Origin of the sequence: Rhodoferax sp. (assembly GCF_037143375.1) — a bacterium.
Classification (GTDB): Bacteria; Pseudomonadota; Gammaproteobacteria; order Burkholderiales; family Burkholderiaceae_C; genus Rhodoferax.
Genome location: NZ_JBAWYV010000118.1, coordinates 1 through 9,959 on the forward strand (window position 1 = coordinate 1; position 9,959 = coordinate 9,959).

A 9,959-nucleotide genomic window follows, 5' to 3' on the forward strand; every position below is an offset into this window, starting at 1 on the left:
CGGGGGCTGCGGCAGTCACTGGCAAAGTGGCCAGCGCTCCCGACAGACATACGGCAGCGGCCAGGGCCCACTTCGCAAATTGACTTGTTCGCATTATTTATTGGTTGCCGTGAACGGCAGGTTGATCGAAAGACGCCCTGGCGGCGGTTGCTGCCAGGGAGGGTGGTTCTACTGGGAAAGAATCCACTGAGCCAGGTTTTTCAGCTCTTTTGCATCTTTGGTATCAATGATCTTGTGATCTTCTTCGGTGCCGTCTTCGAGTTTCACTTTAGGACCGGTGGTGAAGTTCTTGATGGCTTTTTCTTCGCCATCAGCCTTGCCCTTGTATTTGGCAGCGATCTTTTTGTACGACGGACCTTTTTTGGTCTTGTCGATGGCGTGGCACTTGAAGCAATCGTTCTTTTTCGCCAGGGCCATGGCGGCGTCAACATTGATGTCGGCAGCGAGCACGCTGGTAGAAACACTGAAAAGCGCTGCCAGAGCGACAGGAGCCAGGAGGGTGATGAATTTCATGTCTAGTCTTTCAAATGTAAATTGCCAATAAATATTTACCCAATATTTACTTGGTGCAATTCTCATTGAATGACCCTACAAAAAATATAGGATATGGATGAAACCCGACATAGGATTAATCCTATGCGGCATCAGACAAGGCTTACTTGTGCTCGGTGTCGAGCAGTTTGTGGTCGAGTGCGTAGCGCACCATGTCGACCTGGGTGGTCATTTTCATCTTGGCCAGGATGTGGGATTTGTGGGTGCTGACGGTTTTGATGCTGAGCGAGAACTCTTCTGCAATGGCGGTCAGGCTGGCGCCGCGCACAATGCGGCTGAACACTTCAAACTCCCGGTTGGAGAGCAGGGTATGAGGCTGGTCATGGGTGTTGGGCGAGGCATCGGTGGCCAGCAATTCGGCCAACTTGGGGCTGATGAAGACGCCGCCCGCGGCGACCCGGCGCATGGCGGGCAGCAGCAGCTCGCTGTCGCCGTCTTTGGACAAGTAGCCCGCCGCTCCGGCGCGGATGGCGCGCACGGCGTATTGCTCTTCGTGGTGCATGCTGAAAATGAGGATTGGCAACCGGGGCCGCTCGGCCTTGATGAGCTTGAGCAGCTCCAGGCCGTTGCGCCCAGGCATGGAGAGGTCGAGGATGACCAGATCCCAGTCGCGTTCGCGCACCTTGTCCAGCGCTGCGTTGCCATTGGCGGCTTCTCCGGCCACGACCAGGTCATCGGTGTCACTCAGGATTTTCTTGAGTCCGTCGCGGATGATGGCGTGGTCGTCAACCACCAATACTTCATATTTCATGCCGTTTCTGGCTCCAGAGCTTGTGTGTGCAGCGCCACGGTCACCTTGATGGTGGTGCCGGCGCCCGGGTCACTGATGATGTTGAACTGCGCACCAATCGAGATGGCGCGCTCGCGCATGCTGACCAGTCCGATGCCGCCTTGCCGTGTGGCCGCGGGCATGCCTTGGCCGTCGTCGGTGACGGTGAGCACCAGGTTGTCGCCCTGGGTGGTGAAATTGACGGCGACCTGGCTGGCGTGGGCATGGCGCGCCACGTTGGTGAGCGACTCTTGCACGATGCGAAACAGGGCGGTGGCGAGGATGTCATCTTCCACCAGGTCGGCCGCATCGAGGTTGAGACTGACCTCCAACTGGCTACGCTTGGTAAATTCGCGGGTCTGGAAGGAAACGGCCTCGGCAAAGCCCAGGTCGTCAAGAATCAGTGGGCGCAGTTCGGTGGACAGGCGTCGCACCGAGGCAATGGCGGTTTCAAGTTGCATGCGCATTTCATCAATGGTGTCGGGTGTGGTGGTGCGCCCGTCCTTGATGCGGTTGCCCAGCCAGGACATGCTCAACTTGAGCCCGGTGAGTTGCTGGCCCAGGTCGTCATGCAGTTCGCGTGCGATACGGGTGCGCTCTTCTTCGCGCACGAGTTGCAGCGAGGTCGACAAGCTGCGCAGTTGCCGGTTGACTTCGCGCAGCTCGGTTTCGGATTGCCGGTGCTCGGTCACATCGCGCAGCACGGCGGTGAGTTGCATCTTTCCGCCGATGATCGACTTGGAGATGGTGGACTCGATCGGGAACTCTGTGCCATCGGCACGTCGCCCGGTGATTTCAAGTTGCGGCGCCATGGTTCGTGAATTGACACTGGATTCTGAAAACCGGTCCACATGGCCGACGTGCTTGGCGCGGGCCCGCTCAGGGATCAGCAAATTAAACGGTTTGCCGATGATCTCCTCTGCTTTCAGGTCGAACATCTTTTCAGCGGCCGGGTTAAACAGCACAATTTGCTGGGACGAATCAATGGCGACAATGGCGTCCATCACTGAGTTAACGGTGTGCTGGTAGAGGTCGTTGGCGGTGCGCAGAGCGGCCGTCAGGGCTTCTTTGGCCTTGAGTTTGCGGTTCAAAAACAAGGCGATTGAGGCGGTGAAGATGCACACCAGCAAAGCGCCTACCGCGATCGGCGTGACGGTTTCACGCCACGACTCCAGGCTCAGGTTGACATCGTCGGTGACGCTGACCAGCAAGGGGAATTTCTTCAGGCGGCCGAGTGAAAACATCTCGTGTTCGCCGTCTGCGCCGTGATGCTGGATGGTTCTGATGTCGTTGGGCTTGACGGGCAACTTTTCATTGAGGAGCTCCGGTGCATCGTTGCCCAGCTTACTTTCGCGGTGCGGTACGCTGGCGATCAGGGTGCCGTCTTCCAGGTACAGGGCAAGGGGGCGCTCGTAGTCAAGCTTCATCAGTTGGTACATTTCCTCCAACTGCAGCACGCCGATGGCGCAGACCACGATGCCACGAAATTTGCCGTTGGCCTCAAACAGCGGGCGTGCCATGTACATCGACCAGCTGCTGTTGATGCGGTTTCGCATCGGCTTGCTGATAAAAAATTTCTTGCTGCCCGTCTGGGCAAAGTACTGAAAATACTCGCGGTCGACCACCGATATTTTGGGCATCGGGTAATCCAGCGAGGAGTTGAGGACGGTGCCTTGTGCGTCCACCAGGAAAATGGAGGTGATTTGGCGCATGCCGGAGGCGCGTGCCGTGAGCAGCAAATGGGTAGCCGCACTGTCGAGTGCAAACTGCCGGCCGTATTCGTTGGAGATGCGCTCTTGCACGCCGCGAAGCACGAGGTCGGCGGCCTCGAAGCTCTGCTCGGTTTGCTCCATCAGCATTTGCGCGATGGCGGTGCTCTCAATGCGCGCGTGCTCTAACTCCCGCTCTCGCAAACCCCAGATCAGGAAGCTGACCGTCAGCACCACCGCCGCAATGGAGAGGGCGGCCAGAACCGCGATGGATTGGGATTGCCGAAGTTGAATGCGCACAGGCAGGAGCGAAATTTATTGAACTTTTGCGTCTTCGATCAGCACTTTGTAGGCGTAGCCGGAGCCGAAGTCTTTGTCGGTGCGCACCACGCCGGTCACGGTGACGACATCGCCGACTTTGACTTGGTCCTTCGTGGTCACCAGCACGTCGTTGCTGTTGTCGGTGGCGGCACCGGAGCCATCGCGCAGGTGGACCCAGTTTTTGCCCATGACTTCGGGGTTGTACTTGACGACCTTGCCGCTGACCTTGACGGGCTTGTCTTTCAACTCGGTGGCCTTGGTGACGATTTCGGCCACGGTGCGGGCGTTGGCGCCTGTGGCTTTGGCAACTTTGATCGGGGTGGTGTCAGCAACGGGGGCCGCAGCATTGCCATGGGGGGTAGCCCCGTCTTTAGCGGCGCCTGCGAGGTTGCCAAAAATGATCGAGGGGAAGGTCTTTTTCAGGGCCTTGCTTTCGAAGTCTTTCATGACCATCACGTTTTCAATCGTGACCTTGGCACCTTTTTTGAGGGTGACGGTGTTGACAGCAGCCCAGGTTTCGCCGTCTTTGGTCTTGAGGCGCAGGTAGGTGTAGCTGTCGACGTCCTTGATCTCCAGCACTTCGCCGGTGACCACCGATGCGGCCGGGGCACTGGCGGCGGCGGGCAGCATGGAGGTCGGGTTGCCGCCGGCCCAAGTGGTAGTGCTAAAGGGGGCCGCAACAATCAGGCAGATCGCCAACAGGTTTTTCATGACTCAAGTTCTCTTTGGGGGAAACCCGAAGCATAACAGTGACCTGTATCAAGCGGCCCGCGTCTAGCTATTTGATCAGGCCTTCGGCACGCAGCGCCTCTTGCACCGCAGGGCGGGCGCCGACCCGGGCCAGGAAGGCGCCCAGGTTGGCCAGACCGGAGATGTCGATACCAACGTGTTTGGACCAGCCCGCCACCACAAACAGATAGCCGTCGGCCACCGTGAAGGTGTCGCCCAGCAGATAGGTTTTGCCGGCCAGCTCGCCATCGACCCAGGTCAGGCGCGAGATCAGGCGGGTTTTGGCGATGGCTTTGGCTTCGTCGGGCATGCCGGGGGTGAACAGGGGCGAGAAGCCTTTGTGCAGCTCGGTGCCGATGGTGTTGAGCCACTCTTGCAGCTTGTAGCGCTCCCAGCTGCCGTTGGCCGGCGCCAGTTGTTTGGCGGGCGCCTGGTCGGCAATGTATTGCACGATGGCCGGGCCTTCGTGCAGCGTGCGGCCATCGTCCAGCACCAGAAACGGCACGTAGCCCAGCGGGTTGATGGTGTAGTAGTCGGTGCCATCGGCCAACTGGTGGGTTTTGGTCGGGGCGGCGATGGCTTCAAATGCCAAGCCGGATTCCTTGAGCGCGATGTGGGGTGACAGGGAGCAGGCGCCGGGGGAGTAATAAAGCTTCATGGGTGTCCTTTGGGGGCTTCGATGTGCCCGGGTTTAAAACTGAAGCGCTGATGCTATCCGTTGCGCATGATGTTTGCTGGTGTGGGTATCTTCCAAACGTGCAAAATTGGCAGATGAAACGATTTTTGAAATGGGTAACTCTGAGCCTGCTGGCTTTGGTGTTGCTGCTGGCGGGGGCTGTTTGGGCGCTGCAACGCTGGATTGGCTCGGATGATTTCCGGCAACGGGCGCAGGGCGAAGTCAGTGCCGCTTTGGGTCTGCCGGTGACCTTTTCACCCTTGACTGTGGCGCTGTGGCCGCTGCCCGCCGTGGCGGTGGAGCAGGTGCAGATCGATACCCGCCCGGCACTGACGCTGGCACGGCTGGAGGTGCGCCCCGCTTGGCGCGCCCTGCTGCTGGGGCGGCTGGAGATATCAACCCTGTTGGTGCGCGGTGCGGTGCTGCCTCAGGTGGGTATCGACGCCTTGCTCTTGTCGCTACAAAAAAAGAAGCACGTAGCGCAGGTAGCACGGGGGCTAGAGCCTGAAAACACTACTAATCTGCAGTACATCCCGCAACGTACGGTGTTGGAGAACGTGACTTGGGTGGGTGCCAAAGGCGCCCACATGGCGCTCAATGCCGATGCGCAATTGAACCCGCAAGGCTTGCCCGACGACGTGTCGATCAAGGTCCTGAAAGGCCAGTTGCAGGGTGCCACCGCGCATTTGCTGCGCCAGGGTAACGACTGGACGCTGGCCATGGCGGTGGGCGGCGGCACCATCAAGGGCGATTTCAAGCTGCAGCCCGCCGCCACCGTAGGGGCCGAGTTTGGGCTCAAGGGACAGTTGCAAACCCGGGGCGTTGAATTGGCCGCGCTGAGTGCCACGCCCCAGCCGGTGATGAGCGGACACCTTGATGCCGACACCACCTTGTCAGCGCGCACCGCCAGTTGGAGCGGCCTGGCCGACGTGTTGCACACGCAAAGCAAAGTGACGGTGCGCGGCGCGGTAGTGTACGGCATTGACCTGGCCAAAGCCGTGACCACGGTGGGCCTCAGCCGGGGCGGTGAGACCGCGCTCGACACCTTGGGTGGGCAGGTCATCACGCAGGGTCGCGCCGTGCAGCTCACCAATCTTTCCGCGAGTTCTGGTGCGCTGAGTGCTAGTGGCCAAGTGGCGATTGCGCCGAATGGCACCTTGAGCGGACTCGTCAGCGTCAACTTGGCGGCTGCTGCTTTGGGTGGCTCGGTGGGTGTGCCCTTGTTGGTGGGCGGCACGCTGGAGGCGCCCGAAGTGACCTTGACGCGGGGCGCCCTGATTGGCGCGGCACTAGGTACCGCCGTTATGCCCGGCGTTGGCACCGGTGCCGGGGCCTCGCTCGGCGGCAGGATTGGCGAGGGTTTTAAGAAGCTTTTTGGCCGCTAGCCGTTTTATCGTTAAATCTTCAAGCGTTCAGGCGCGTAAACAGGCGCTGGTCCCAGATGACTTTGTGTGTTGGGGACAGCACAAACTGGTTGGCGTGGGGGTGCAGCGGGTTGATGATGGCGTTCCATTCGAGTGTCGCCACTACCGAGGGGATCACCAACACGGCGCTGCGCGCTTCCTGCAGCCATTGGTCTCCAAAACGTCGGGCAATCGAGGGGTCGTCACTGTCCCAGCCTCGGGGAAGGGACTGTGCAGTGTGGCGTTCGATGAAGATGCTGTCAGGCAACTCAGCCACCACATAAACCTGCGTGGCAGGAATGCGGCCAATATTGGCATGCACCAGAATTTCCAGCATGGCGCAGGCGTAGCTTAAAGAGCCGTAGATGACCGGGCGGCCCGGGCTGTTCCAGCGCCCACCCACCATAGCTGCGCCGGTGCCGTCCCACAGCGGATGCCGACTGTCCCCAATGCGGTAGATCTGCATCAGGCGGCAATGCCGTAATAGAGTTTCCAGAGCAATTCTTCAACCCGTCGGGCACCCAGTTCGGTCATGGACACATCCAGCGGTGTGCGGCCTTGCAGCATGGGGTGGGGCGTGCTTAAAAACGCACGCGCATCGTCTTCAGAATTCCACACGTATTCGGTGGTGGCAAACACCCGGGCCAAGCGCTCGGCCCGCTCGGATTCGTCAGAAGTGAGGTTGCTGCGCCGCCGCTTGTAAGTGGCTTCGGGAATGATGCGGTACAGGAGTTTTTTGCGGTCTTCGCCACTCACGCACACGCGGTCCACACTGGCTTTCAGCGCGTCCTTGGGCAGCCCGTGGGCAACCAGGTCGTCAAGCTCTGCAAACGAATGCGGCAGCGGGAGCAGCGCCATGACCGAGGCGATTTTTTCAGGGGTGACAAGGACCATGGTGTTTCCTTTGGTATCAATTGATGCTTTTATTTTAGATCAAGTGATCTTGCTTATGTCTGCCATGCCGCAGCGGCAAAGGTCATTGATTCTTTGTCGCGCCGCCAAGTGACGCCGTTCTGATGCACGGCAAGCCACCAGGTTTGCATCAAGGGATGCGGTTTGGGCTTGGCAAACGCTTGCGGCGTGAGCAGCGCCATGCACCAAGCGGGTTGGGGGTCGCGCACTGAGGGGTATTGAATGGCTCCGATGTTGGCCTTGCGGGCCGTTCTGGCAAAGGCTTGCGTCGCGCTGTAGTCGCTGGGGTGGCTCCAAGCCACCCCAGTGGCGCTGAACGGCGGCTGGCGCAAATCGACCAGCAGCGTGCTGACCGCAGCGCTGAACGCGGTGTGCGCGACGGGTTCCAGCTTGTTCAGCGCCACCGCGTCTTTGAGAAACTTCCAGCGCCAAAAACCCAGCTCGGCACTCGCAGTGCGGACCGACTCGGCGCCATAAAAAACACCCGGATCGGTGATGGCCCTGAAACGGGAGCCGCCGCGCAAGGGGTAGTAGCGAAATGGGGTGGCCAGCAAGTAATCAAGCGCCACGACACTGGTGGGTGGGGTGGGTTTACTGCCTTCCAGCAGGCTCTCCAGCAGGTCTTGCTCATCGACACTGTCCACGATTTTCATGGTGGAGGCGGTGTGCTGCGCTTCAACCATGCGCCATACGGTGCCCGCCCAGGGGCGGGCGTCAGACGAGACCACGGCTGGCGTCAAGGTATTGAACGACACGCACCAGGCCTTCGGTGTTGCGAATGAGGTCGATGGGTTTGGCGTTGAGCCCCAGGTTGTCGCTGGTGAGCCATTGGCGGGCGGTGGACTCGTTGCCCACGATGGAGTCCAGCGAGCGGAACACGCGCACAAAGAGCAGGGCAAAGTCCCACTCTTTGCGCTTGGGGTCCAGCAGGTAGTTGCCGCTGTAAAGCCGGGTGATGGTGGGCGGGCTGACGCCCAGTACCTTGGCAAGCAAGGATTTGGAAACGTCCAGCCGCTCGGCAGCGCGGGCCACCGCTTTGCTGAGAACAGCGGCGGCTTCGGGCTTGGGGGGGGGGTGTTGAGCGATGGCAGGCATGGTGAAGCTCCTTTTCTGTGGGAATTTTATACCTGCCTTGTTTCTTTAGAAAGATATGATGCGGTTTTGGCTGCTGTGGCGAATTTTTTTTCTGTCCGTGGAAATATAGGGTGTTTAGGGCTGTAGCCCCCGTGTTACCTGCGCAAGAAGCTATTAATATCGTAGCGAATCAGCGGGTCAAAAAAGCCAGGTATTTGGTGGCAAATTTGCCGTAGGGCGGCCACAGGAATTTGATGGCGCTCCAGGAGGCTTGGTAGAACACCGGGCGCATTTTGGAGAAGGTGACAAAGCCCTCGTGCCCGTGGTAATGGCCCATGCCGCTGTCGCCGACGCCGCCAAACGGCAGGTCGTGCTGGCCGACGTGAAACAGCGCGTCGTTGACGCTGACGCCGCCCGACATGACGCGCTCCAGCAGGGTTTGAATGGTTGCTGGGTCGTGGCTGAATGGGTAAAGCGCCAGCGGTCGTGGCCCGGCGTTGATGGCATTGATAGGCACTTCAAGCGTGCTGTATTCGATTAGCGGCAAGATCGGGCCAAAGATTTCGCGTGTGCGCAAGGCGCTGTCTCGCGGTGCGTTCAGCACGATGTGCGGTGCGATTTTGCGGCTGGTAGCGTCCCACGCCGGGCCGGGAATGAGCTGCACCAGTGTGGCGCCGCCGGCGCGGGCTTCTTCCAGCGCCTGGGTGAGTCGCTGGAAGGATTTGTCGTCAATGATGGCGGTGTAGTCGGGCGTGTCCAGTTGCGGGTAGCGCTGTCGCACGATCTGTTGGGCCACTTCGACAAACTCGGCGCTTTTGCCCTGGGGCACGTAAACGTGGTCGACCGTGGTGCAAATCTGGCCGGCGTTGAGCAGCTTGACGAACATCAGGCGCTCGACCGCCTTGCGCACGGGGTAGTCGTCGCACAGGATGGCGGGCGACTTGCCGCCCAGCTCCAGCGTGACCGGGCACAGGTTTTGGGCGGCGGCAGCCATCACGGCGCGGCCGGTCTGGCCCGAGCCGGTGAACAGCAGGTGGTCGAACTTGAGTTGCGAGAACGCGATACCGACGCCGCCGGTTTCGTCAAAGAATGCCAGCTTGTCCGGCGGGAAGTAGGCTGGTATTTTTTCAATCAACAACCGGGCCAGGTGGCGCGAGTTCTCCGACATCTTGACCATCGCCCGGTTGCCGGCGGCAAAAATGGAAATCAGCGGCATGAAGCTCAGGTTGATCGGAAAGTTCCACGGCACCAGGCAACCAACCACCCCTAGCGGCTGGGGGATGACGCGGTTTTTGGCACCCAGGAAGTTGAGCAGGTCGATCGGGCGGCGCTGCGGTTTCATCCAGGGCTTGAGGTGCTTGATCGTGTGGTCCACGGCGTCAAGCACCGGGAAGATTTCGGTGAACAGGGTTTCGTGACTGGAGCGGTGGCCGTAGTCGGCGTTGACCGCCGCCACCAGCGCGTCCTTGTTCTCGCGGATGAAGCGTTGCAGTTGGCTCAGGTCTGCCCGGCGCTCGTCGAGCGTGGGCACCGGGCGGGCCAGGTAGGCGGTGCGCTGGCGCTGAAGCGCGGCTTCCAGCGTGCTGCGAATGGCGTCATGGTCCAAGAAATCGGGGTTCTGCATGGGGTCTCCAACAGGCGGTTTGGCATGAGGCCAAAAGCCCAAGACTACGGGGTTTTGACGTGGGCCGGTAGGGTGTGCTGTCCAAACGGGGTTGCCGCTCTTGGTGCTATGTAATTGGTAGCTATCTGCGCAAGAAGAACGGGGGGCGGTCTCAAATTCAAATGCAACACAGCAGTAGTTTATTGGATGA

The 9,959-nt window shown here is 60.0% G+C and carries 11 protein-coding genes; 1 reads left to right on the plus strand and 10 read right to left on the minus strand.

The genetic code is table 11. The features are described 5' to 3' along the window. Nucleotides 1-168: 168 nt before the first annotated feature. The 5 genes from WCG50_RS14600 to gstA form a co-directional block, all read right to left on the minus strand. The gene (locus WCG50_RS14600) at nucleotides 169-513 is read right to left on the minus strand and encodes a c-type cytochrome (protein ID WP_336900331.1); all 345 of its coding nucleotides are present in this window, start codon (nucleotides 511-513) and stop codon (nucleotides 169-171) included. Between the two features lie 142 nt (nucleotides 514-655). Beyond that, on the minus strand, nucleotides 656-1,303 hold the full coding sequence (locus WCG50_RS14605) for a response regulator transcription factor (RefSeq protein WP_336900332.1): 648 nt from the start codon (nucleotides 1,301-1,303) through the stop codon (nucleotides 656-658). Further along, on the minus strand, nucleotides 1,300-3,330 hold the full coding sequence (locus WCG50_RS14610) for a PAS domain S-box protein (RefSeq protein WP_336900333.1): 2,031 nt from the start codon (nucleotides 3,328-3,330) through the stop codon (nucleotides 1,300-1,302). Before WCG50_RS14610 ends, WCG50_RS14605 begins: the two co-directional genes overlap by 4 nt. Nucleotides 3,331-3,345: 15 nt before the next feature. Continuing rightward, complete coding sequence (locus WCG50_RS14615) at nucleotides 3,346-4,062, minus strand: nucleotide-binding protein (RefSeq protein WP_336900334.1); 717 nt, start codon at nucleotides 4,060-4,062, stop codon at nucleotides 3,346-3,348. A 67-nt stretch (nucleotides 4,063-4,129) separates the two neighbouring features. Then, complete coding sequence (gene gstA / locus WCG50_RS14620; RefSeq protein WP_336900335.1) at nucleotides 4,130-4,738, minus strand: glutathione transferase GstA; 609 nt, start codon at nucleotides 4,736-4,738, stop codon at nucleotides 4,130-4,132. 113 nt (nucleotides 4,739-4,851) lie between these two features. Between gstA and WCG50_RS14625 the strand changes: the two genes are divergently transcribed. Then, on the plus strand, nucleotides 4,852-6,141 hold the full coding sequence (locus WCG50_RS14625) for an AsmA family protein (protein WP_336900336.1): 1,290 nt from the start codon (nucleotides 4,852-4,854) through the stop codon (nucleotides 6,139-6,141). Between the two features lie 19 nt (nucleotides 6,142-6,160). On the opposite strand, the gene WCG50_RS14630 is transcribed toward WCG50_RS14625, so the two are convergent. From WCG50_RS14630 to WCG50_RS14650, 5 genes are all read right to left on the minus strand, one after another. Continuing rightward, the gene (locus WCG50_RS14630; protein WP_336900337.1) at nucleotides 6,161-6,625 is read right to left on the minus strand and encodes an RES domain-containing protein; all 465 of its coding nucleotides are present in this window, start codon (nucleotides 6,623-6,625) and stop codon (nucleotides 6,161-6,163) included. Beyond that, on the minus strand, nucleotides 6,625-7,053 hold the full coding sequence (locus WCG50_RS14635; RefSeq protein ID WP_336900338.1) for an antitoxin Xre/MbcA/ParS toxin-binding domain-containing protein: 429 nt from the start codon (nucleotides 7,051-7,053) through the stop codon (nucleotides 6,625-6,627). Before WCG50_RS14635 ends, WCG50_RS14630 begins: the two co-directional genes overlap by 1 nt. A gap of 53 nt (nucleotides 7,054-7,106) precedes the next feature. Then, a complete protein-coding gene (locus WCG50_RS14640; protein ID WP_336900339.1) occupies nucleotides 7,107-7,826 on the minus strand; it encodes an RES family NAD+ phosphorylase in 720 nt (239 codons plus the stop codon). Further along, nucleotides 7,786-8,166 carry an antitoxin Xre-like helix-turn-helix domain-containing protein gene (locus tag WCG50_RS14645; RefSeq protein WP_336900340.1) on the minus strand — a complete coding sequence of 127 codons (381 nt, stop codon included), beginning with the start codon at nucleotides 8,164-8,166 and terminating at the stop codon, nucleotides 7,786-7,788. The genes WCG50_RS14640 and WCG50_RS14645 overlap by 41 nt, the downstream gene beginning before the upstream one ends. A gap of 169 nt (nucleotides 8,167-8,335) precedes the next feature. Beyond that, the gene (locus WCG50_RS14650) at nucleotides 8,336-9,769 is read right to left on the minus strand and encodes a coniferyl aldehyde dehydrogenase (RefSeq protein WP_336900341.1); all 1,434 of its coding nucleotides are present in this window, start codon (nucleotides 9,767-9,769) and stop codon (nucleotides 8,336-8,338) included. Between the last annotated feature and the right edge of the window lie 190 nt (nucleotides 9,770-9,959).

Excerpts from the sequence above, each read along its gene's own strand:
- WCG50_RS14600 (WP_336900331.1), bottom strand. The coding sequence starts at position 513 with ATGAAATTCATCACCCTCCTGGCTCCTGTCGCTCTGGCAGCGCTTTTC.
- WCG50_RS14605 (WP_336900332.1), bottom strand. The coding sequence starts at position 1,303 with ATGAAATATGAAGTATTGGTGGTTGACGACCACGCCATCATCCGCGAC.
- WCG50_RS14615 (WP_336900334.1), bottom strand. The coding sequence starts at position 4,062 with ATGAAAAACCTGTTGGCGATCTGCCTGATTGTTGCGGCCCCCTTTAGC.
- gstA (WP_336900335.1), bottom strand. The coding sequence starts at position 4,738 with ATGAAGCTTTATTACTCCCCCGGCGCCTGCTCCCTGTCACCCCACATC.
- WCG50_RS14625 (WP_336900336.1), top strand. The coding sequence starts at position 4,852 with ATGAAACGATTTTTGAAATGGGTAACTCTGAGCCTGCTGGCTTTGGTG.
- WCG50_RS14630 (WP_336900337.1), bottom strand. The coding sequence starts at position 6,625 with ATGCAGATCTACCGCATTGGGGACAGTCGGCATCCGCTGTGGGACGGC.
- WCG50_RS14635 (WP_336900338.1), bottom strand. The coding sequence starts at position 7,053 with ATGGTCCTTGTCACCCCTGAAAAAATCGCCTCGGTCATGGCGCTGCTC.
- WCG50_RS14645 (WP_336900340.1), bottom strand. The coding sequence starts at position 8,166 with ATGCCTGCCATCGCTCAACACCCCCCCCCCAAGCCCGAAGCCGCCGCT.
- WCG50_RS14650 (WP_336900341.1), bottom strand. The coding sequence starts at position 9,769 with ATGCAGAACCCCGATTTCTTGGACCATGACGCCATTCGCAGCACGCTG.